General features: G+C 46.5%; 22 protein-coding genes. 15 read left to right on the top strand and 7 right to left on the bottom strand.

The window, feature by feature from the left end:
• The 3 genes from Q0668_RS20380 to Q0668_RS20370 form a co-directional block, all read left to right on the top strand.
• A partial coding sequence (locus tag Q0668_RS20380) for a lactonase family protein (RefSeq protein WP_366918970.1) occupies positions 1-1,205 on the top strand: 1,205 nt, incomplete at its 5' end.
• An 83-nt stretch (positions 1,206-1,288) separates the two neighbouring features.
• Complete coding sequence (locus Q0668_RS20375) at positions 1,289-1,993, top strand: phosphoribosylanthranilate isomerase (protein WP_298868018.1); 705 nt, start codon at positions 1,289-1,291, stop codon at positions 1,991-1,993.
• Positions 1,994-2,201: 208 nt separating this feature from the next.
• Positions 2,202-2,636 carry a response regulator gene (locus tag Q0668_RS20370; protein ID WP_298868017.1) on the top strand — a complete coding sequence of 145 codons (435 nt, stop codon included), beginning with the start codon at positions 2,202-2,204 and terminating at the stop codon, positions 2,634-2,636.
• 22 nt (positions 2,637-2,658) lie between these two features.
• Here Q0668_RS20370 and Q0668_RS20365 read toward each other — a convergent pair whose 3' ends face one another.
• A complete protein-coding gene (locus Q0668_RS20365; protein ID WP_298868015.1) occupies positions 2,659-3,153 on the bottom strand; it encodes a DUF420 domain-containing protein in 495 nt (164 codons plus the stop codon).
• Positions 3,154-3,411: 258 nt separating this feature from the next.
• Here Q0668_RS20365 and kdsB point away from each other — a divergent pair, with 258 nt between their 5' ends.
• The 4 genes from kdsB to Q0668_RS20345 all read left to right on the top strand — a co-directional run bounded on the left by kdsB (position 3,412) and on the right by Q0668_RS20345 (position 7,620).
• Entirely contained in the window at positions 3,412-4,164 is a 753-nt protein-coding gene (gene kdsB, locus Q0668_RS20360) for a 3-deoxy-manno-octulosonate cytidylyltransferase (protein ID WP_298868013.1), read from the top strand.
• A gap of 228 nt (positions 4,165-4,392) precedes the next feature.
• The gene (locus tag Q0668_RS20355) at positions 4,393-6,027 is read left to right on the top strand and encodes a CTP synthase (protein WP_298868011.1); all 1,635 of its coding nucleotides are present in this window, start codon (positions 4,393-4,395) and stop codon (positions 6,025-6,027) included.
• A gap of 67 nt (positions 6,028-6,094) precedes the next feature.
• Positions 6,095-7,021, top strand: coding sequence for a tRNA pseudouridine(55) synthase TruB (gene truB / locus Q0668_RS20350; RefSeq protein ID WP_298868009.1), 927 nt, complete (start codon positions 6,095-6,097; stop codon positions 7,019-7,021).
• Between the two features lie 23 nt (positions 7,022-7,044).
• Entirely contained in the window at positions 7,045-7,620 is a 576-nt protein-coding gene (locus Q0668_RS20345; RefSeq protein ID WP_298868007.1) for a nucleoside triphosphate pyrophosphatase, read from the top strand.
• 129 nt (positions 7,621-7,749) lie between these two features.
• Here the strand turns inward: Q0668_RS20345 and Q0668_RS20340 are convergent, their stop codons facing one another.
• The 3 genes from Q0668_RS20340 to Q0668_RS20330 all read right to left on the bottom strand — a co-directional run bounded on the left by Q0668_RS20340 (position 7,750) and on the right by Q0668_RS20330 (position 10,964).
• Positions 7,750-8,301 carry a sigma-70 family RNA polymerase sigma factor gene (locus Q0668_RS20340; protein ID WP_298868005.1) on the bottom strand — a complete coding sequence of 184 codons (552 nt, stop codon included), beginning with the start codon at positions 8,299-8,301 and terminating at the stop codon, positions 7,750-7,752.
• Between the two features lie 270 nt (positions 8,302-8,571).
• Positions 8,572-8,859 (bottom strand): hypothetical protein, encoded by a 288-nt coding sequence (locus Q0668_RS20335; RefSeq protein WP_298868003.1) that lies wholly within the window; start codon positions 8,857-8,859, stop codon positions 8,572-8,574.
• 377 nt (positions 8,860-9,236) lie between these two features.
• Complete coding sequence (locus tag Q0668_RS20330) at positions 9,237-10,964, bottom strand: hypothetical protein (protein WP_298868001.1); 1,728 nt, start codon at positions 10,962-10,964, stop codon at positions 9,237-9,239.
• Between the two features lie 493 nt (positions 10,965-11,457).
• Between Q0668_RS20330 and Q0668_RS20325 the strand changes: the two genes are divergently transcribed.
• Positions 11,458-12,762: a hypothetical protein gene (locus Q0668_RS20325; RefSeq protein WP_298867999.1), complete on the top strand. Its 1,305-nt coding sequence runs from the start codon at positions 11,458-11,460 to the stop codon at positions 12,760-12,762.
• A 167-nt stretch (positions 12,763-12,929) separates the two neighbouring features.
• A complete protein-coding gene (locus Q0668_RS20320; RefSeq protein WP_298867997.1) occupies positions 12,930-13,682 on the top strand; it encodes a hypothetical protein in 753 nt (250 codons plus the stop codon).
• Positions 13,683-13,687: 5 nt separating this feature from the next.
• On the opposite strand, the gene Q0668_RS20315 is transcribed toward Q0668_RS20320, so the two are convergent.
• Complete coding sequence (locus Q0668_RS20315) at positions 13,688-14,923, bottom strand: PmoA family protein (RefSeq protein WP_298867995.1); 1,236 nt, start codon at positions 14,921-14,923, stop codon at positions 13,688-13,690.
• Between the two features lie 37 nt (positions 14,924-14,960).
• Positions 14,961-16,283, bottom strand: coding sequence for a Gfo/Idh/MocA family oxidoreductase (locus Q0668_RS20310; protein ID WP_298867993.1), 1,323 nt, complete (start codon positions 16,281-16,283; stop codon positions 14,961-14,963).
• Positions 16,284-16,827: 544 nt separating this feature from the next.
• On the opposite strand from Q0668_RS20310, the gene Q0668_RS20305 reads away from it, so the two are divergent.
• Complete coding sequence (locus Q0668_RS20305; protein ID WP_298867991.1) at positions 16,828-18,198, top strand: alkyl/aryl-sulfatase; 1,371 nt, start codon at positions 16,828-16,830, stop codon at positions 18,196-18,198.
• A 337-nt stretch (positions 18,199-18,535) separates the two neighbouring features.
• Here the strand turns inward: Q0668_RS20305 and Q0668_RS20300 are convergent, their stop codons facing one another.
• Complete coding sequence (locus Q0668_RS20300) at positions 18,536-18,691, bottom strand: hypothetical protein (protein WP_298867989.1); 156 nt, start codon at positions 18,689-18,691, stop codon at positions 18,536-18,538.
• Between the two features lie 150 nt (positions 18,692-18,841).
• On the opposite strand from Q0668_RS20300, the gene Q0668_RS20295 reads away from it, so the two are divergent.
• From Q0668_RS20295 to Q0668_RS20275, 5 genes are all read left to right on the top strand, one after another.
• Positions 18,842-19,021 carry a hypothetical protein gene (locus Q0668_RS20295; protein WP_298867986.1) on the top strand — a complete coding sequence of 60 codons (180 nt, stop codon included), beginning with the start codon at positions 18,842-18,844 and terminating at the stop codon, positions 19,019-19,021.
• Between the two features lie 55 nt (positions 19,022-19,076).
• Positions 19,077-19,772, top strand: coding sequence for a hypothetical protein (locus Q0668_RS20290; RefSeq protein WP_298867984.1), 696 nt, complete (start codon positions 19,077-19,079; stop codon positions 19,770-19,772).
• 48 nt (positions 19,773-19,820) lie between these two features.
• Positions 19,821-20,465 (top strand): hypothetical protein, encoded by a 645-nt coding sequence (locus Q0668_RS20285; RefSeq protein ID WP_298867982.1) that lies wholly within the window; start codon positions 19,821-19,823, stop codon positions 20,463-20,465.
• A gap of 470 nt (positions 20,466-20,935) precedes the next feature.
• Positions 20,936-21,499, top strand: a complete 564-nt coding sequence (locus Q0668_RS20280) for a sigma-70 family RNA polymerase sigma factor (protein ID WP_298867980.1) — start codon at positions 20,936-20,938, stop codon at positions 21,497-21,499.
• A gap of 3 nt (positions 21,500-21,502) precedes the next feature.
• Positions 21,503-21,892: hypothetical protein (locus Q0668_RS20275; protein ID WP_298867979.1), on the top strand; the 390-nt coding region annotated here is incomplete at its 3' end.

The raw sequence follows: 21,892 nt of genomic DNA, 5'->3' as shown, positions 1-21,892 counted from the left end.
CGCTATCGATTCAAGGCCAGACTATGCTTTTACCAAAATATTTTCTGCTGGGTGCCGTGATTATGCTAAGTACACTGTTTTCAGCCCTTGACGCTCAAAGAGTCTCGGCTGCAGAAAAAATCCGGGTCTATGTGGGCACCTATACCCGCGGCAGTGAAAGCAGAGGCATCTACCAGCTTTTAATGGACAGCGAATCGGGAAAACTGTCCCATGCGGGAACAACAGAAAATGTTGATAACCCCTCATTTCTGGCAATTCATCCCACGCAAAAATATCTCTATGCCGTAAACGAAGTGGGCGACTTTCAAGGCACCAAAGCGGGAGCCGTGAGTGCCTTCGCGATTGATCCTGAAACGGGCGAATTAACGTTACTCAATCAAGTTTCAACAAAGGGCGCTGCCCCCTGCCATCTTGATATTGATGACACTGGTAGAACGCTTCTGGTTGCCAATTATACCGGCGGCAATATCTGTTCGCTGCGACTTCGAAAGAATGGGAAACTGAAAAATAATGTCTCCTTTATTCAGCATATCGGATCTAGTATTAATCCAGCGCGACAGAAAGCACCCCATGCGCATTCCATTAATTTAGACCCGCAAAACCGACATGCGGTTGTGGCTGACCTGGGCATTGATCAACTGCTGGTCTACCAGTTCGACCCTGTCGACGGCTCACTCACGCCGAACTCTCCACCTGGAATTAAAATGGCACCCGGTGCAGGCCCACGTCATTTTGCTTTTCATACTACGGGAAAATGGGGGTATGTAATTAACGAATTAAACCGAACCATTACGGCCATGAATTATAATGCAAAGCAAGGTTCGTTTGAGGAAATCCAGACGATCTCCACAGTTCCCAAAGGAACTCCAGCGAAAGGAAACTCGACTGCCGAAGTTCAAGTCCATCCCTCAGGTAAATTTTTGTATGGTTCGAACCGTGGCCCCAATACCATCGCCATATATCAAATTGATCAACAAACGGGAAAACTGACCTCGACTGGTTTTGAATCGACGGGTGGTGAAATACCGCGAAATTTCAAAATTGATCCTACGGGAAAATTTCTTCTGGCCGCTAACCAGAATACTCACAACGTTGTGGTATTCAAAATCAATCAGAAAACAGGAACACTTCAAAATACGGGCCACGAAATTCGGGTTCCCAAACCGGTCTGCATCAAATTCGTCCATGCGCCCTCTACTCCTTAAAGTAAAAGATGCCTATAATACCCTTTACTCAGAACTGAAATCCCGAACCAGAGCGTAAACTAAGATGATGGACTGCCTCCTGTTTGAATCAAAATCGCACCGGACTTCATAAGAGAAATCGCAACACGATGTGGGTCAAAATTTGCGGGATTAAAGATACCAGTGCCGCCTGCATGGTGGCAGACCTGGGCGCTTCGGCTCTGGGGCTGAATTTCTATGCGCCGTCTACGCGCTCGATTGATCTTGCAACAGCGATGGAGATCAAATCTGCCGTTTCCTCTCAGGACATAACAGTGGTCGGGCTGTTTGTAAAACACTCACTGGCGGAAGTGATCTCTACCTGCCGGGATCTTTCTTTAGATGTGGTACAACTCCATGGCGATGAATCTCCTGCATTTCTAGCAGAACTGGCCCAGGCATTACCAGATTTGCGTATAATTCGTGCCTTCCGCACTGATAAGTCCCACCTGGACACTCTGGCTGAATTTCTAGCTGAATGTGATCAGTGTGGGAAACGCCCCGATCAAATACTGATCGACGCTTATTCACCTCAATCTTATGGTGGAACCGGCCTCATTGCCCCCTGGGAAATGATTCGGAAAAACTATCGCACTGAGGAATGGCCTCCCTTAATTCTGGCAGGTGGACTGACTCCAGAAAACGTAGCGGAAGCAATCAAAGCGGTTACCCCTTTTGGAGTTGACACCGCCAGTGGAGTGGAAAGTGCCCCGGGAGTCAAAAATGACCAGATGGTAAAAGCGTTCATTTCGCAAGCGGAAATGACCTGAAGAATCTTCGGAAAAGCCGGTATAATAGTATGACTGACAGGCTGGAAAAATGAAGAATCAAAACTGTTTCATATAACAGCCTTGAGAATCACTGAATAGAGGCATACCATATACGCAGGACAGAGAAAGTCTACGGACGTGGCCTTGAGTCACTTTGAAAACAGGAGCTACGAGAAACGACCCGTTTCTCCAGGGAATGAGAATTACCATGTCAACTGATTATACGATTTTATTGATCGAAGATGACCGCGAGATTTCCAGCACCCTGAGTGGTGTGATCAAATCAGCGGGATATAATATTATTGTGGCACCAAACGGTCTGGAAGGGCAAAGACTCGCCCAATCAGAAAATCCAGATCTGGTCATCACCGATATGATGATGCCCAAAATGGGTGGCTTTCCAGTTCTGGAAACTCTGAAATCGCTTCCTTCCCCCACCAAAGTCATCATGATTACAGCCAATGAAGGGGGCAGGCATAAAGCTTATGCCGAGATGCTGGGAGTCGATGACTACCTGCGGAAACCATTCGCAATGGATGTGTTTCTCGATGCCATCGCGCGTGTTCTTGCTAAAGACAATAGCAGCGATGATGAGGAAAAACCTGACAAAGGACCAGTAACCCGCTCCAAGAAAAAGTCCTGATGGTACTGCTAACAGCCTGCTTTCAGGCACTCGCGATAAAAGCGACGTAATACCAGTACAAACCTGTCAACGAAGTCAGCGTGATATCAATCGTGGAAATCCAACCCAGTTTTTGATGCAGTTTACTGTGTGCACAGGGTGCGGGCGGATTGGGAATTCGCTTCAGAGCCAGGAAGAGAGTGGTTGCCCAGAACAGCGGAGTCGAGACGGCAAAAACCAAATGCACGTAGAGAACATTACGTGCAAAGTTAAATTGCTCCGGTGTGAGTGGGACTTCACGCTGATTCACAATATTCTGCCATCCACCATGCATGATCTGCACGTCAATTTCAAATGCAGTCACTGCAACCAGCAATACCGCGCCGAGCACAATCTGCAACTTCTTATGCAGAGAAAAGTTACGTTTGATTTTGACGGAATAGAGACTGAATAACAGCAAAGGCACGATCAAAACCAGCGCTGAGACCACAAAGTCCAACATGAACGTGGATCGATATCCTAAGAATCCGTACTCCATCTTCGCATCCCTGTCGTAGTATGAAATTAAGACCTAACCTACTGAAGGCTCAACATATCAGAACTTTCCTTCCTCTCCAATACCAGTCCAATACCAGCCTCTAAAATGCAATTTGGAGTTGAGCAAATGGAATACTTGAGGGAATACCAGAGTTTTGTCTGTTCCCCGCTTGAAGAGTCGGACTCTCTGTTGATAAATTGGACCTGTTGATGGTTTATTGAAATAAGCCGGTCATCAGGAAACACAGGAGGTGTTCACATGCTAGTTTGCGGCGTCATTCCAGCCAGACTGGAATCTTCCAGGCTGCCCCGGAAGTTATTGCTAAATGAAACTGGAAAAGCATTAATTCAGCATACCTGGGAAGCGGCTGCCTCATCGGAAAAGTTAGACCGTCTGATTGTTGCTACAGACAGCTTGGAAATACTGGAGGTGGTTCATGGTTTTGGTGGAAAAGCCTTCCTGACCGGAGAACACCCCAGCGGTACTGACCGGATTGCAGAAGTGGCAAACAAAGAACTTTTTGATGCGGAAATCCTGGTCAATATACAGGGAGACGAACCAGAAATTTCACCTCAATCGATCGATCAGCTGATTGAATTACTCATACAAACACCCAAAGCTGATATGGCCACTTTAGCAACACCGATTCGTGACTTAGATCAGTTGCAGGATCCTTCCTGCACTAAAGTGGTCTGTCGCCCTGATGGATCCGCGATGTACTTTAGTCGTCTTCCCATCCCGTTTAGCAGGGATATCGCGCCCGAAACACTTTTGCCAGAACAGAGCCCCTGGTTGCTGCATTTGGGAATCTATGCCTACCGCAGACCGTTTTTGCTGGATTTAACAAAAATTCCACCCACTCCTCTTGAAGAATTGGAAAAATTAGAACAATTACGCGCTCTGGAAACCGGTGCTACGATACAAGTTGCTCAAGTATCACATCCTACGGTTGGTATTGATACGCCGGAGGATTATGCTCAATTTGTAACACGCCAAAATCAGGATATTTGATAACCATTTTTAGAAATCATTTGATAAAATAGATGAAAACAAACTGGCAGAATTTGAAACGAAATAAAACGAATGTGAAATTGGATTCTCTTTTATATGCCATGCAACGCATGTCTGTGATTCCTGGAATGCAGCAAGTTTAACTTTCCTTCTTTTGGAACGTGCAAATTTGGTTTGCATCGCATATTATGAAAAAAACTAACTACGATTCGATTAGCAGATGGTAAAATGACCAAACATACAACCAAACATATTTTCGTCACAGGTGGAGTTGTCAGTTCTTTGGGAAAAGGATTGACGTCCGCTTCGATTGGGCTTCTTCTCGAACAACGGGGTCTCAGGGTTCGCATGCAGAAGCTGGACCCTTACATCAACATCGATCCTGGAACGATGAATCCCTACGAGCATGGGGAAGTGTATGTGCTGGACGATGGTTCCGAAACCGATCTTGATCTCGGTCATTATGAACGGTTCACAAACAGCCCTCTCTCCCGGAAATCCAATTATACAACCGGACAAATCTATCAGCGAGTGATCGAAAAAGAGCGACGTGGCGAATATCTCGGTGCCACAGTACAGGTGATTCCCCATATCACCGATGAAATCAAAGAGTCGGTTTTAAATCTTGCCAGTTCCGACGTTGATGTGGTCATTACCGAACTAGGAGGAACTGTAGGCGACATTGAAGGCTTGCCATTTCTCGAAGCGATCAGACAGATTCCTCTGGATATTGGCAAGGAAAACTGCCTGTTCATTCACTTAACTCTGGTGCCTTACATCAAAGCTGCGGGAGAAATGAAAACCAAACCTACACAACATAGTGTGGGGTTATTACGACAGATTGGTATTCAACCCGATGTATTAGTAGTCAGAACCGAACGCCCCATGGACAAAGACCATGCAGCCAAAATAGCACTGTTCTGCAATGTGGAAAAAGAGGCGGTGATTGAGGAAATTGATACAGAATATTCCATTTACGAAGTCCCCCAGGGATTGGCCGATGATGGCCTGGACAAACTCATCACGCGCAAACTGCAACTGGATGCCGAGCCTCTAGACCTTTCCAACTGGCGGTCTCTTCTGAATCGGATCAAAAATCCGGACCATGAAGTCACGATTGCGGTCGTAGGAAAATATATTGATCACAGAGATGCTTACAAATCGATTTATGAATCGTTGTTCCATGCGGGCTTCCATCATTCTACGCGTATTCTTTTAAAGCGAATCGAAGCAGAAGAGATCGAACGACAAGGGCCAGAAACCCTGCTTTCCAACGTCGACGGAATTCTGATTCCCGGCGGATTTGGAAAACGTGGCATCGAAGGAAAAATCGCAACCACACGTTTTGCACGTGAATCTGAAATCCCCTACTTTGGGATCTGTCTGGGAATGCAATGTTCGGTCATTGAATTTGCCAGAAACGTTCTGGATTTACCGGACGCACATAGTACTGAGTTCAACAGCGAAACCAGCGCCCCCGTAATTTGTTTACTCGAAGAACAAAAAGAAGTAACAGAAAAAGGGGGAACCATGCGTCTGGGCGCCCAAGACTGCATCATTACACCCGACTCAAACGCACATACCTGCTATGGTGCCGATTCCATTATTGAGCGCCATCGACATCGATATGAATTCAATCCGGAATATAAAAAACAGATGATTGAAGCGGGTATGATTCCCACAGGTACCAGCCCCAATGGAAATCTGGTCGAGATAGTAGAAATCCCTGAGCATCCCTGGTATCTGGCCGTCCAATTTCATCCGGAATTCAAATCCAAGCCAGTCAGCCCGCATCCGCTTTTTGCCGGATTTGTAGGAGCTGCCTTGAATTATCATCAACAAAAAGTCCGCGTCACGGTTTGATCGAAAGCGATATACTGTCGAATCATTCTGTGCTGGCATACACCAGAAAAACGGGAAACATTTTCCGATGAATTCCGAAAACGCTGTTGGCCTGAAATTATCCGGCTTACTGAATATTCATAAACGCGAAGGCATGACTTCACGTCAAGTAGTGGACCAAATTCAAAAGCGGGTCAAACCTGCAAAAGCGGGACACGCTGGCACACTCGACCCACTGGCAACGGGTGTTTTGGTCGTATGCATTGGTTCTGCTACGCGCTTGATCCGATTTGTACAGGAACAACCGAAAGAATACATCGGCGAATTTGTCCTGGGAAAACGCAGCGATACTGATGATATCGAAGGCAATGTTACCGAGACCCCAGATTGCTCCCCCTTGACACGGGAACAACTCGAAATATGTCTGCCAGCATTGACAGGAAAGATTGAACAGGTTCCACCTCAATTTTCAGCCGTGCATATCGATGGCCAACGCGCCTATGATCGCGCCCGCCGTGGCGAGACTTTTGAAATTCAACCACGTACTGTCGAAGTTCATGAACTCGAACTACTCGACTTTGAATTCCCGCGTTTTCAACTTCGCATTGTCTGCGGCTCGGGAACCTATGTGCGATCACTGGGCCGTGACCTCGGGGAACAACTGGGGGTAGGAGCCCTCATGACCTCTCTGGTTCGTACACGAATTGGATCGTTTCACCTTTCATCCGCCATAACCCTGGATCAAGAGTTTTCACTGGAGTCGATTACCACACAACTGCATAATCCTGCTTCTGCGGTCGCACATCTCACTCAATATGTTTGCAACGAACAAGAACTCAAGCATCTCAGTCAGGGGCGCAAGCTGGAATGTCATCACGATCAATTTCCCGCCGATTCTCAGCAGGCAGAAATTGCCGTCATCACGCAAGAGGGAGAACTCGCCGCGATCGCAGAATGGAACCGATCCCTCAATCAACTCTCCCCACGACAGGTCTTTTTTCAACCTGCCAGCTAAATTGAAAGCTTTAAGGGTCTTCTATGAATTTGATTCTGGCCAGCACATCCTCTTATCGCGCTGCACAATTACGGCGACTGGGACTAAAGTTTGAAACTTGTGATCCACAAGTTGATGAAAACCTGTTTAAACAAACTGGCCTGTCTCCGGAATCCCTGGCAGAAACATTGGCGATGGAAAAAGCCAAAGGAGTCTCTCAACAGAAACCCGAAGCCATAGTAATTGGCGGAGACCAACTGGTTTCTTTCGAAGAGACAATCTTGGGAAAACCCGGCACTGCAGAACGCGCTTTGGAACAGCTCTTATCAATGCAGGGCAAATCACACTTGCTCATCACCGCAATTGCCGTTTTGGGGCCAGACTTCGATGAAACACACGTAAATTACACCAAACTTAAAATGCGACCACTCGATCGTGAAACGCTCAAACGTTATATTCAATTTGATCAGCCACTGGACTGTGCCGGCGCGTATAAACTGGAAAGTCAGGGAATTACACTGTTCGAAGAGATTGAATCCACGGACCACTCTGCTATTTCAGGTATTCCATTGATGGCCTTGACGACATTACTCACGCAGGCGGGAATCGTACTCCCCTGATCCATTCTCGAATGTCCCATTTCGTCAAGTAAGAAAACAGCGCGAGATCGTACTAAAATCTTGTTTCCAAAAAACACAAAGCCTGTAGGAGTTTCCCCTTGCAGGCTTTGATTTTCACTTTACCGATAACTAAACGGACTGCAGGTCCAGCAGGGCTTCCCGTAGACGATTCCGTGCGGTGTGCAGCCGACGCTTGATCGTTCCAATGGGACGATCGAATTCGTGACTCATTTCCTTCAAAGACTGTCCTTTGAAGTAAAATGAAATCAGTGTCTGCCGGTCGACTTCACCCAACTGATCCAGACTTCCTCGTAATTCAGACGCCCGTTCTGTTTCCAGTAATTTATCTAACGGGCTTTCTGGTTCATGATCCAGAACAATAAATGTATCCGGACTCTGAATGCACTCGTTAGGCCGACGAACAGCACGATTGATTGACATCCGAACGGCAATCTGTCGCAGCCAACCCGCAAAACGCTCTGGAGAATTCAGCTGAGACAGTTTTCGCATTGCCTGGATGAAAATATCCTGAGTCACTTCACTGGCTTCTGCATGGTTACGCAATCGCTTCATAACAATCGCATAAACTGTCGATTCAAACTGAACGACCAATGAACCGAATGCTTCTCGATCACCACTCTGAGCAGCAGTAACTAATTGAACTAACTTTAGATCTTCCATTGTTCTATCTCTTCTCTGTCCCTGAGCAAGGACTTTTGATTCAAGGATGTTCAAAGTGGTAGCTGCGATCATGATCGAGTTGAGAACAAACATTGTTTTAAGTCATCTGAAAACCAGAGAAAGCGTTGATTTCTCAAACTGGTCTTACTTATGACAACGTTTGTGTTCTCGCCATCAAACATGGCAGCGTCAGTCAAAACTGAAATTGCGTTTTAACCAACCACTTTGAGTAAACGATTTTCTGCTAAAAAGCAGGGAATAGGAGACTGCTTACGAAGCAGTTCCGGTCACAGTGGTTCTGGCACCCGTTATCTGCATATATTTTCGATATAGCAGATGCATCGATGATTGATGTTGACAACAATGCCAACTCATCGAGGGGGTCCCCGGCATACCACCGGATTCCGGCAATCGTTCTCCACGTAGAGGGTTTAACGTATCTAGACGGAGGGCGGCACGGACGGCATCAATGGCTTTCACGACAGCTGCTGTTTTCACAAACGCGCTATTGTTAATTGCTTTGACGACGAAACGACGATTCTGTTTAGAAAAAATCATCAGTGCACCTCCTGCGTTAAACCGCAGAGAAAGAGACTAAAAAAAAGAGGCGTTCTGCCTCGTAAAAAAAACGGAGTATTTCCGCTCACAAAAGTTAAATTCATCAGAGAGCCTCAGACAGCAAGCCTGCAAACTCTTCCTACCATTACGACAGCAGAAGTCTGTCCATGGTTCGCTTATTTTCGTCAGTTTTCGATAAAATGTGGATTATTTCAAGAGCTGTTTTACAAAACCAAGTGTCATTCCTGTTTTTATAGGTAATCAAACAAATCACCAACACCACATAAACCACATGATAACAACAACTTATCCAAGATAAACCCCGTACCGAACAACCGTAACTTTTTTCAGTTATTTTCCGGTACTCGGCTCGGATTCTACGATCCCTGCCCCATGATGATCGAAAATATCTTGAACCCGCTTTTCAGATTCAGCACCGGCACATAAGTTTTGGTCGTCATGGATTGCTTTCCCATCGTCAGACTGAACGTCAGATAAGAGGCAGTGATTCCCTCCTTTTTTAACAGTTCATCTGAAAACAATCCCTGTTTCTGCCTGCTCTCTGCGAAAATATTATAACCTTTCGCAATACTCGAAGGCAGATCGATCATGACGAGAATATTTGCTTTACTGAGCCCCTGTTTGCGAGCCGCAATAAACGCAGGTTGATTTTGAGAAACCTTTTTGGAATCAGCAGTTGCATTGAGTGCATCCAGAAATTTTTTCATGGAAGCCGTTGTCCCCATCGCCTGGAGCACCATCCCTTCTGGATATGCCATGCGATTGGTAATACCCCGAGGGCCATACAGAACTTCCAGCATCCTTTTCTGAATCTGCAAAGGATCAAATTCAGGATCAACTTCCTGTTTGATGACCGTCAGATCAACGGTTTCCTTGCCGACTCTCTCTGCATCAGGGGTCATCGTGATATCCTGCTTCATTCCCGGCAGCGAAATGTTCTTCATTAATGACATCATTTCACGCGTATAACTTCGCATTTGGCTTGAAGGTTCCACTTCCGAAATGGTATAGGCATTCAGCACTCCCTCAGAAAGTTTTCCCAACTCAAAAGAAAAATAATAGCTGCCAAACTTTAATTTATGGATCTCTTTGACAATGGTCTCGAATTTTGCCTTGGCTTCTGCGTTCTCTTCGGTTTCGTCAAACATTTGCGCTGTAAAATCGAATCCCCAGGTAATAAGCGCATCAGTATTTCCCACACCTGCAATATATGCCAGCTGGTCTGCGGGAAACTTTCCCAGTTGTGCAAAGCCCTGTGGTGGATTCTTCTGAAACAACTGGTCGGTGAGAGAGTTCTCTTTGACTTCAAACCGGCTCTCCAGGTCGATGCCATCATTCCCGGTCTTCAATGCTGTCGTATAACTTTTTGAATCCTGAACTGCCTGTAAAGCTGCTTTGGCCAACCCTTTATACATTGAAAGAATGGGCTTCATATTCACACCGGGTGCTGAATTTACAGTGGAGGAAAGCTGTGTGAGTGCCTCATTTACTTTCAAATCTGCCTGTGCTAATTGTGGCTCGTAGATTTTTACGATATTTTGTGAATTCACATACACAGAAAGATCACCACCTGCAAACAGATCTCGTGCAGGGCTACTCATCAGATCCTGGAAGCTCGGGTGACCAGATTTTAACAACGCCACTGCCTGATCAACGAGTTTCTGATCTTCACTATAAAGAACCCATTTCTCATGAATGGCGAGATGAAAATCTTTGCCCAGGGCAGACTTGATCACTTTCGTGTCACTAGCCGGAATTACGTAGAGCAACCCAGGTTGTTTAGTCTGACTAAGAAACACACCAACACACATATCGCGCGAACGATCTACACCTGCCAGTTCAGGGTTTGAAAGAGAACGTCCGAGAATCGTACGTAAATTCCCTTGAATAACTCCAGTCAGTGATTCATCGATCTGATTCAACAGACCAGATATATTTTGCAATGTCTTTTTCGGCTGCTTGAGTCGAATGACTAGACTCGCATCAGAGGAGATTGCCGATTCAGGAATCTCAGCCGCCGAGAGCAAAGCAACAGGAAACAAAAGCGAAACCAGTGCCAAGGCACATTTCCATCGTATCAACATAAAACAGCATTCCATTTAATATAAAGTAGTGAGGCCCAAAATGTGACCGCCTATTATATACAGTCTGTAATGTGCTGAGGACTGTTCAGACTTAGAATTCCAAACAACACATAAACTCAATAATACTAAAGAGTTAACCCCCCCCCACCAACAATGCCGGCAATTTTAATAAATCACAACTACTAAACTGGTAAAGATAGGTGCAATAGTCCTGTTATCTCGATATTGATTATCACGAAGTCAATAGTAGTTAAAACAGTAGATCCAAATGCAGTAAACATGCCTGCCCTCAGTCGACACAAAATGAAGATCCTGACTCGTGCGGCGAATTGCCGGTTACCGATGTAAGAAGAGTAAAGTACTTCCGAGGTAGTGTGAAATGGATCATTCCTCTCTCTCTATCCTGATACGGAAACCATACTTCATTCAATTCACTCAATCGAAAAATTGAATTGACGACAAAGATCTCGCTGAAGGATCGTAAAGAGAATCAATGTCTACTGGATTTGCTGGCTCTCGTTCCATGGATGAACGTCGACGCCGAAGACTGGCGTCAGAATCTTTAGAATCTCTCGATGATTCGAACGATGATTCTACACCCACTTCAAATGCGAGAACCAATCGCTTTGCAGCAGGCCAATATCCTCTGCGCACTCTTATCTTTCCAAAACGCTGGAAACTTGCTGCCTATTATTTGCCGATTTTTTTGTGTTTTTCCGGTTTGATTGCCTTGGACTTTTATCGACTCGAATGGTGTGCTCCCGAATCAGTGCTCTCTACATATCTGTCACTGGAACAGAGTCCGTTGGCTCTTTTTCTGACAGGATCTCTTCTGTTTTTCTCGGGACAGATTGCTTTGCTGATTGCTGCATTGCGTACACAAAGTCTGCATGATTTTTCTGGAAGGTATCGATTGTGGAAGTATGTAGCTGGCGGCTTATTTCTGTTCGCATTATGTACGACGACACAATTGCATCAGGTCTGGGCCTCAACAGTCATTGAGTTACAATTATTTGACTGGGGACCTCATACGCAACTTCTGGCCTGGCTGATTCCCGCTCTGGTCATTGGATTTACCGTTTCATTAATGAGCTATCTGGAAATGCGTGGTGATCGAGCAGGTCTGAATTTTACCATTCTCGCTGTAGCGACTTACATGACATACCTGACTTTTACGCTAACGGGAAATCTGATCCCCTGGGAATCTCATCATAACCTGATCGGGGCCGGAATTCTGTTCTTCGCTCATTGGAGCTTGTTTACCAGCCTGTTATTACATACACACCACTTACTTTATCGATCCGTTGATTTACCAGAGAAAGCCCCTTCCCGTTTCAAGAAGCATTTTGCACATCAGTTGCATCGTCGTCGAATCAAGAAAAAAGCAAGGCAGGTTGCCAAATCCTTAAAGCAAAAAGAACTCCTGGCCGACCGAATGGCTCAGCAAGCAGCTCAAAAGGAAACGGAAGAAGTTTTTACTGACGCAAAGACGGCTGAACCAATCTCAAAAAGAACAAACACTTCTTCCCGAAGAAAAAAGACTGCCTCAGTACAAAAACCCGAGACGAAAGTATCTCTCCCACAGGAAGACAGCAGACCAGAGCCTGATGAAGACCTGGAACCGACACCTCAGCAGTCCGCAAGTAAACCGAAATCAAAAAGGATCATACGCGTCGACAATGCCCATGATCCGGAATTGCTGAAAGGTTTGTCAAAACGGGAAAGGCGAAAACTCCAAAAGCAATGGAGGGAAGAAGAACGCCAGAACGGACATCGAAACCTGGAAGATTATTCATAATTCCAGGATTTTTGTGATCCGGTTTTCGTTTTCGCTCGTTTCTTAAGTGGAATCTATATAGACTTGCCCTATTCGGTAAGTTTGATATCCGCAATTACAGACCACATTAATTCTCACCTTCTGGACGCTCCATTTGCTCTGAATGTTAGGAAAAGGTAGTTAACGCTATGTCCAATGATAACTTTTACTCTGAAGAGAATGACTTTCAACCTGAGGAAATTTCTGCTCAGCCCAAAAAAGGGATGAGTACGGGTGTAAAAGTTTTATTGATAATATTGGGCATCGGAGGCGTTTGCTTAATCCTGTGTTGTGGTGGCCTGTTTTATGCTGCCAGAAATATGGATATAAAAATGGAGGTAACGGAGAAAAAAGAAGATATCATCGCCATCCAAAATGAAATCACAGATATTACGATTCCTGATACCTTCAAACCCCAAGCGGGAGTAACTTTTAGCGTCATTGGCAAAGGCATGCAAATGGCATTGTTCGAACCAGAATCAAAACAGGGGATATTGATCCTAATGAGTCTGACTATCCCCGATGATGGTATGATTGATATGGAGAAAGAGTTCCGCAATAGTCTAAATAAGCAAAAGCAAAATAAGGATCAACGCAAGCTCGATATCACAAAAGAAGAGCAACGCGAATTCACAATTAAAGGCAAAAAGCTCAACTTCACCTTTGCTGAAGGAACTGATGAAAAGGATAAGGAATTCCATCAGATAACAGGCGTATTCCCTGGTAATAGTGGTCCGGCCTTCCTGATGCTACAGATTCAATCCACAGAATTTAATGAAAAAGAAATCGTGAAGATGATTGAATCCATCAAAGAAAGCCCCAAAGTCCTCACCGAAGAAGCAACAAAAAAAGCTCCTCAGGAATCCCCCAAAGAAGTTCTTCCTGAAAAGAAAGAGAACTGAGACTGCTAAGGCGCGGTCACAAGTTTGACCTGTGGGGGATCTGCATAATCTTCCCACAACCGCTGATCCACCTTGGCATCAGGCTGACCATCATGGACATAGTAGCGATAGCGTGAGACATAGGGCTTTCCCGGGTCAATCGCAAATGCATCAATGGCAGCAACGGCAAAACAGAAATAAGGCATTTTCGGATGCAGTCTGACGGGCTGCGGAAACCGAAAATTCTGGGGATGACTTAAAACCGTAACCCCGGCCGATTCCCCAGCCAGCGGGCCATACATTTCCACCCAGTGCGGCCGCGTCTGATTTCCATTCTCTTTATTTTTGCCCGCGCTGGTCAGATAGTCATAAGTTCGGTCTTTGTGCCAATCGGCATGGCCGCGAACGGTCATCCCACCATAATGAACCTTGTCAATAGTGACCGGCTGCTTCGTGGCACAGTTTTGGATCGAATTGATATCAAACAGAAATTGGTCATCCAATGCAAAAACACGTATTCGCCAGACCTCGTTCAGCATTGTCACCGGGCCTGTTTTATTCGTCAAATCGACATGATTGATGGTCGTGGTTAATGATCCAAAAACGGGGCCACCGGTGAAAGAATTGACTTTCTTATGTTCCACCTTGCCTAATTTCGATTTCTGATCCCAGCCATTATTCTCCCTGCCTTCAAACAGGATCTTGCGCCAGGAAAACATGATGCCGTGCTGATGCGAATGATCGGGATTGAAGTCATCTGTAATTACTTTTCCCGATGGAGTATACAGCGGGTGAATGTAGCCACTTTTGTCATAATAATCCTGATCTCGCTGAGGTGCTTCGACGATCTTATGATTGTAGGTCAGTACCGGTTTCCCGCCGACTTTCACGTTTAAATGTTTTCCATCATCAACTACGGAGACTCGGTTTACCTGCCCTGTTTTTCCTGGCCTCGCCAGCAGGCGATACTTACGTGTCGCACCCTTGTCTAATTGTTCGCGTAAAATCCAGACCAGTTCCCGTCGCTCACCTGTGCCATCAAGCTGAACGGGGATTTCCATTCCGTTATCAACCCGCAGCAGACTGAATTTTTTCTGGCTCTCCAGCAGTTTGGGTACGGGAATCGAAATCACACAATTGTGTCGTGCCTGCTTACCGGCGGAGACTTCGAGAATGACAGCAGGTCCCGCCCATGCAAGGGAAAGATTTCCCATCAGTGAGGCAAGAGTGATTAAAAAACTGAAGATCATAGTTTGTTTCATTTTGATAACCGTTTTTCCCACCTTTTGTGATTTCTTATTAAAGCGACCAACCATCTCGATATTCGCGTTGAACGTATTTTGCTGCTTCGCTTATATTGGAAGCATTCATTTTCTCTGCATCCCACTCAATCTTTTTCCCAACACGAAACGCCAGATTTCCCAGGAGAATGGTTTCCGTTAAGGGGGCTGCATAATCAAAGTGGCACAGCGTCTTCCCGTTTCCTTTACAGGCTTCGACCCATTCCATGCGCTGATTGGCAATCGCATCAGGTATCTTTTTTTCGGGTGCTTTGGAGCCGACATACTTCTCTTCCGGCAAGAGAACCCGTTTATTGTAATCGGCGGCCAGCATCCCCTGCTCGCCCACAAATAATATTCCGGCTGACCATTTTGGTCCCCCCAGATCCAATACCGGCTGAGGTGTATCGCGGCCATGATACCAGACCACTTCGACGGGCGGCATGGAATTGCGAGCCGGAAACTGCCAGTGACAGTCGAGCCAGAACGGGGTCGAATCGGGATGTAATTCCGGGCCTTTTGTTTCGACACTGGTCGGATACTTTAAATTCAATGACCAGAAAATGAGATCCATATAATGACAGCCCATGTTTCCGAGTGTGCCATTTCCGAAGTCCCACCAGTAGTGCCAATCGTGTGGATGATAACAGGGATGAAAGTTCTGCATCGGCGCAGGCCCAACCCACAAATCCCAATTGAGTGTTTTGGGAATCGGCTGTGGTTTTTTGGGACGATCGACAACCCGTTTGTAACGACGCCATCCGCCGGGACGTCCAAACCAGACATGCACCTGCTTTACGCCGCCGATCGCCCCTGACTGAATCAATTCGACCGTCCGTCGATAATTTTCGCCGGCGTGATTTTGCGTTCCCATTTGCGTGACGACATTCTGCGCATTGGCAACACGATTCATCTCTCTCACTTCATGAATCGAATGTGCTAACGGCTTTTCACAATAGATGTGCTTACCACGTTGCATCGCATTGATGGCTATCGTCGCGTGTGAATGATTGGGCGTCGTCACCACTACCGCGTCGATCTCTTTTTCCATCTGGTCCAGCATCACACGATAATCGGCAAAAGTTTTTGCCCGGGGATATTGCGCACCATATTTCGCGATGCGGGATTCGTCGACATCGCATAACGCAACAATATTCTGGCTGGACACCAATCCCAGATTAGATTTCCCCTGATTTCCAATGCCAATGCAGGCAATGTTCAACTTCTGATTCGGAGAACGCGATTCCGCTATACCCGATTTCCCACCAACCCACAGCCCGGCACTACTCAGCACCGAACTTTTCAACATGGTTCTACGTGTGATTTTATTATCTAAACTCATCGATTCTCACATCTATTTTCCGGAATGAGAAAGGCTAGAAGTTGCCCGAACATCCACTTCTACGATAACTATTTTACTTTGTGTCGATTACTCTGCCAGCCTCTTATTAAACCTGATCGCATAATTAAACACTACCCTAAAACGGCTCGACCTTTACGTTTTGATTTGGATTGCCGTTGCATGATTTCCATTATGAATTTCACTGAAAGTAGGCAGGCTAATCAGGAAACTGGCATTTTTCGTTCTCGAACGTGATTCTCTTGCAAGAAATTCGCTGACCGTACGACTAAAATAGTCAGTTGAATTACGAAATCAATTTCTCGAATTCACGCACAGGGAGTCCGCCTTCCGAACGCGAATAAATTGCAATTCCCCGTAGTTAGAACGGTTTTTTAAGTGGCCGGTCTGTTCAGATACCATATTTCACTCGTTTTATTTTTCAGGATGGCTAAGATGAACGATAGTAAATATTCGTCTTTGTAAAATCATGACACGACCTACATTGATTATCACACTTCAATACGATCGAAACGGACAACCTGGAATGAGTTTGCCAAAACAATTTACTGGACGCGTTGCCATCTTCTTCTGTTTCATTATCCCAACAGCAATAGCGATTGCGCAAGGTGACACATCCGCGACAAAGCGTCTTCGAGAACAAAACAAACAGCTTGAAGAACAGGTCGTCAAGATCGCCGACGATGTTTACACATCCGTTGGCCAAAGTGTTTCGAACTCATCCGTCATCATCGGCGATGATGGACTCGTTATCATCGACACCGGCATGACCATGGAGGCTGCCCAGCGAATCGTCGCTGAATTTCGTAAAATCACCGACAAGCCTGTCAAAGCGATCATCTTCACTCATGCACACGGAGATCACACCGGCGGAGCTCCCGCATTCTTCGGCAAGGAACGACCACAAATTTGGGCACACGTAAACTTCGGTAGTGAAGCAAAGCCCCTACACGCGGCCGGACTAACCTATCAACGCGTTCGTGGCGCTCGACAAGCTGGATTCAAATTGCCAGCCGACCAGCGTATCAACAATGGTATCGCACCGGTCCGTTATCCAAAGCGAGGCGGTGGCGCCTTTGAAGCGGGTAAGGAAAGCTTGCCAACGCACTTTTTGAAAAGTGAACGCCAGAAGATCAAAATCGCTGGTATCGAGTTAGAACTGATTTCGGCGCCAGGTGAGACAAACGATCAACTCTATGTGTGGTATCCTAAGCAACGTGTACTGTTTGCCGGTGACAACTTCTATCGTTCGTTTCCTAATCTGTACGCCATTCGCGGCACACCTCAGCGGAACGTCCGACTGTGGGCCGAAAGTCTTGAGAAGCTTGCCAGGGAAGATGCACTCGCTCTTGTTGGCGGACATACAAATCCCGTGCTTGGTCGAGACAAAGTTCGTCAAGTTCTAGGTGACTATCACGATGCTGTGAAATTCATCCACGATAAAACGGTAGAGGGTATGAACAAGGGTCTCACTCCGGATCAACTGGTACAGTACGTTCGACTGCCTGAGCATTTGGCGAACAAAGATTACTTGCAACCGTTTTACGGACATCCTGAATGGGGCATACGCAGCATCTTTAATGGCTACCTGGGCTGGTTTGATGGAAATCCGACGAACCTGTTTCGTCTGCCACCAAAGGATGAAGCAGAACGGATGGCCAAGCTTGCGGGAGGAAACGCAAAACTTCTTTCAGCCGCTAAGCTGGCACTAACAAGCAACGATGATCAGTGGGCAGCCCAGCTAGCAGATCATCTGCTGGCTCTTGATCCAAAAAACAAGCAAGTAAGCGAGATCAAAGCCGAAGCTCTAACCAAGTTGGCCCGTAATATGGTGAATGCCACCGCAAGAAACTACTACCTGACGGTTGCTCGAGAACTACGTGAATCCTCCAAATAATCGATCATATTTCGTTTTAATATCACAGAAGAAACAATCCCACTCCGCTTAAAAATTGTTTATCAGTTTCTGAGTTCGTCCCTATCCAGGAATTCCCGAATAGTGAAACTGATCCGCCTTAGTCATAAACCTTTGATTCGTATTCAATATTTTAAAACTATTTTATAATTATTTTAGATCAAGTGGTCTTAGTTGATTGATATTAGCATTCACAAAAAACGAGCCATTCCGCTGACGCCCGCGCGCCAGTCGAACCCATACCTTTGCACGGAATCTGATCCGATGAGATGATTGTTGTCTGATCGAGCTTCAGTAGATACGATTTAATCAACGGTTTTCAGGATCGCGAAAGAGTCCGCTTCTCGGATTCGTCAGCAGCGGTTTTTCCGAACTCTCTTTGCAGACGCCCCGCTGTCATGCAATAACTCAGTACAGACTCTGTAGTCACCAGTTGACCTGACTGCTTCCTGTCTGTTACCATTCGTCTACGCATCGAAGTGGTCTCTCCTGTGTCATGTCAGGCAATGCCACAGAGAATTCCTTATTGAGGAATAGCACTGAGCATGGCAGAAGGCACGATCAAGAAAGTAACGCAGAACGGTTTTGGAGTTATCGACACCCAAGAACGTGGACCAAAAGAGCCATGTGCCGAAAACGTCAAGCCGATCTGACGGAACTCAGAGCAACATTCGTTTTCAAACAGGGAGAAACAGAGATGGGTGACAAGGGAAGCAAAGATAAAGGCAAAAGGGAACAACAGAAAAAGGCCATCCTGACTCCAAAGGAAAAACGAAAACTGAAACAAGATAAGAAGAATAAATAGATACGCACCGTTGCCTGTCAGGCTAACAATCCATACATAACGAAACCCGCTTTTTATGGAACCTCCGTTCTTCGAAATCCTTGCCTACGAAGACACCGAACTCGGCATACTGTGTTTGCGGCGTCGCGAATTGCTATGCGAGCCAGGTACGATCGTCACTGAAGTCACGCTCGACCACGAATTTCTGATGAGCAGTTACCTGACGGCCTCCGAAAAGGCACTGTCGGAAATCGCTCTGCAGATGCACTCAGGATCCCAGCTGCGCGTTCTGGTTGGAGGCCTCGGACTGGGTTACACCGCTTGGACAGCACTGGAATCCGATCGCGTTACACAATGCGAGGTTGTCGAGTTTCTTCCACAGGTGATCGAATGGCTGGAGCAAGGGTTGATCCCTCTGTCAGACAAGATGAACGCAGACAACCGGCTCAAAGTGACTCAGAGTGATATCTATCAGCAACTCGCCAGTTCGCCGGAACAGAAGCATGACCTGATCCTCATCGACGTGGATCATTCGCCGGATGAAAACCTGGACAAAGCCAACGGTAAATTCTACACAGTCGATGGATTACAACGTGCGAAGCTCCATCTTGAAGAAGGCGGAATTCTCGGCGTCTGGTCGTACGCAGAGAGTTCACCGTTTGTCGATGCGCTGCACGAGGTGTTCCGCGAAGTTCGTATTGAACCCGTGACCATTTTCAACAATCTGATTAACGTACAGCAGACCGACTGGTTGTTTTTTGCTCGTGACTGAGTCTGCTTCAGTCAATTCTGAATCGAAGCTCTTGCAGGATTACTTGATGTGCCTTTGGTGGAAATTGAAATCTCGAATAACGATTCGATCTTGCCCGACGAGATCGTTGCTTTTCTTCACGAAGCTGATTTGAGAGTCAGCCAGTTTCTCCAGGCTAGTCCACGACGCGCCACTGGATTTGTCCCGAGTGATTTCAAAACGGTCTACCACGCTCTGCAAGCCATCACCGACGCGAATCTTGCTTCTGGGAATTCGTTGTGCGAATGGGGAAGTGGTTTCGGCGTGGTAGCGTCGTTAGCCTCGATGCTTGAGTTTATGGCCTGTGGCATTGAGATTGAGCAAGACTTGGTCGATGCATCCCGAAGCCTGGCAGATGACTTTAGCCTGCCCGTGGAGTTCGTTCAAGGCAGCTTCATTCCCTCGGGCGGCGAATCCTGTGTCGAGGAAGCCTATGCCGACAACAACGCCGAGTTTTCCTGGCTCATCACAGATGCGGACGATGGATACGAAGAACTGGAACTGAATCCTGAAGACTTTGACGTAGTTTTCGCCTATCCCTGGCCCGGCGAAGAGTATCTAATCACGAGTTTGTTCGAGAAATACGCCGCCGAAGGGGCACTGTTGCTAACGTACAATTCCCTTGAGTCAGTGAGCCTTCAACGAAAGCTGAATGAACAGCCTGGTGACCCGTAAGACATTCAGATTTCAACACTCAATACCAGACAACAATCTCAAGTTTGGGCGATCGGTTTTCCGCGGAAATGACTGTCGGTTACTGCGATTAGATCTGGCTTTCAGACCATTCTCCTTAGTTCCGGACGACACGTCTCGCATCCAGACGTGGTGCAAACCTACGCCCCTGCCCGATTCTGTTAGCGAAACTCGTCGAATAGGGAACTGCAAATCAAACGACCGATTTCGCTGACTACACGCGTGCCAAGGGAACTCATACCTTATCCCGGAACCAGATTCAATGAGATAATTTCAATTGGAAAGGGCTTTAGCATACATGTTTTCATCAACGGTTTGCGGGACTGGATCTTGTCGGTTTGCCCTTCTCTTGTAAATGAATTAGATGCTGGCAGTAAAATTATTCGCCATTTTCTTAAAAACACACATTTTCCGGTGGATAAATCGGCGCTAGCGGCCACTTATATAGGGTAATGACCCTGCAATCCGATCTTCACAATCTAGATGATGCTGAGCTTGTGGCCCTCACGCTCCGCGAAGACCGAGAAGCCTTTGGAATTCTCTACGATCGCTATGCGCGATGGGTTCGTGCAGTTGTTTATCCAACCACGGGAAGCCGTGAGGAGTTGCAGGATATTACACAAGAAGTGTTCCTGAGAGCCTACAAAAATCTGCCGGATTTGAATGAGGCAGCGCAGTTTCGTTACTGGGTTGTTGCGATCTCTCGTCGGGTTTCCCAAGAGCGATCACGTAGCCGTCGGCGCGATCGACACAGATATATAGGCGACGCCGCCGAGACCGAGGATCAAAACGAGATAATGACAGGAGAGGAGATCAAACTAGTCCTCCGCGAGACAGCCCAATTGCCCGAAAACGAACGGCTGGCGATTCACGCCTTCTACCTCGAAGGCAAAGACGTCGAAGCGACCGCCAAACTACTCAATATGTCACGATCGGGAGTTTACGCCGCGTTGCAGCGCGCTTGCAAAAAACTCGCTCAGCGGCTTCGCCCTCTGGACTGTGAAAGTGAAGAATAATAGATGAAATGCCCAACAGAAGACAAATTGATTCAGCTCGCCTTTGGCCTCAACCCAGAGGGCGAGATACATGTCCTGGCCGATCATTTGCGCAGTTGCGCTGCGTGTGGCAAAGTTTACGAATCGGCAAGAGAAACGGAACAGCTTTTTGATCAAGCCCATGAACATTTAAACGCCGATCATGAAGCGTCTAAAGCCCAGCTACTAAAATCGCTACCAGAGTCAGTTGCGCAAAAGTCAAACAGAGGAACTGCTTTGACTCTTTTTTCTTTTTTCCAATGGATTGGAGACACCACTATGCAATCACGAATACTAGCCGGCGGCCTTGTTGGAACAATTCTTTTTTTTGCGGCGTTTATTTTGCTGAACACGAACTCTTCAAACAGCAAAATT

The sequence above is a fragment of the uncultured Gimesia sp. genome, from assembly GCF_937910335.1.
In the GTDB taxonomy this organism is placed as follows: Bacteria; Planctomycetota; Planctomycetia; order Planctomycetales; family Planctomycetaceae; genus Gimesia.
The sequence above is the reverse complement of the archived record's forward strand: the minus strand, read 5'-3'. Positions and strand labels throughout refer to the sequence as shown.

Coding starts and splice junctions, on each gene's coding strand:
- Q0668_RS20370 (WP_298868017.1), top strand. CDS start 2,202: ATGTCAACTGATTATACGATTTTATTGATCGAAGATGACCGCGAGATT.
- Q0668_RS20365 (WP_298868015.1), bottom strand. CDS start 3,153: ATGGAGTACGGATTCTTAGGATATCGATCCACGTTCATGTTGGACTTT.
- kdsB (WP_298868013.1), top strand. CDS start 3,412: ATGCTAGTTTGCGGCGTCATTCCAGCCAGACTGGAATCTTCCAGGCTG.
- Q0668_RS20355 (WP_298868011.1), top strand. CDS start 4,393: ATGACCAAACATACAACCAAACATATTTTCGTCACAGGTGGAGTTGTC.
- truB (WP_298868009.1), top strand. CDS start 6,095: ATGAATTCCGAAAACGCTGTTGGCCTGAAATTATCCGGCTTACTGAAT.
- Q0668_RS20345 (WP_298868007.1), top strand. CDS start 7,045: ATGAATTTGATTCTGGCCAGCACATCCTCTTATCGCGCTGCACAATTA.
- Q0668_RS20340 (WP_298868005.1), bottom strand. CDS start 8,301: ATGGAAGATCTAAAGTTAGTTCAATTAGTTACTGCTGCTCAGAGTGGT.
- Q0668_RS20335 (WP_298868003.1), bottom strand. CDS start 8,859: ATGATTTTTTCTAAACAGAATCGTCGTTTCGTCGTCAAAGCAATTAAC.
- Q0668_RS20330 (WP_298868001.1), bottom strand. CDS start 10,964: ATGTTGATACGATGGAAATGTGCCTTGGCACTGGTTTCGCTTTTGTTT.
- Q0668_RS20325 (WP_298867999.1), top strand. CDS start 11,458: ATGTCTACTGGATTTGCTGGCTCTCGTTCCATGGATGAACGTCGACGC.
- Q0668_RS20320 (WP_298867997.1), top strand. CDS start 12,930: ATGTCCAATGATAACTTTTACTCTGAAGAGAATGACTTTCAACCTGAG.
- Q0668_RS20315 (WP_298867995.1), bottom strand. CDS start 14,923: ATGAAACAAACTATGATCTTCAGTTTTTTAATCACTCTTGCCTCACTG.
- Q0668_RS20310 (WP_298867993.1), bottom strand. CDS start 16,283: ATGAGTTTAGATAATAAAATCACACGTAGAACCATGTTGAAAAGTTCG.
- Q0668_RS20305 (WP_298867991.1), top strand. CDS start 16,828: ATGAGTTTGCCAAAACAATTTACTGGACGCGTTGCCATCTTCTTCTGT.
- Q0668_RS20300 (WP_298867989.1), bottom strand. CDS start 18,691: ATGCGTAGACGAATGGTAACAGACAGGAAGCAGTCAGGTCAACTGGTG.
- Q0668_RS20295 (WP_298867986.1), top strand. CDS start 18,842: ATGTGCCGAAAACGTCAAGCCGATCTGACGGAACTCAGAGCAACATTC.
- Q0668_RS20290 (WP_298867984.1), top strand. CDS start 19,077: ATGGAACCTCCGTTCTTCGAAATCCTTGCCTACGAAGACACCGAACTC.
- Q0668_RS20280 (WP_298867980.1), top strand. CDS start 20,936: ATGACCCTGCAATCCGATCTTCACAATCTAGATGATGCTGAGCTTGTG.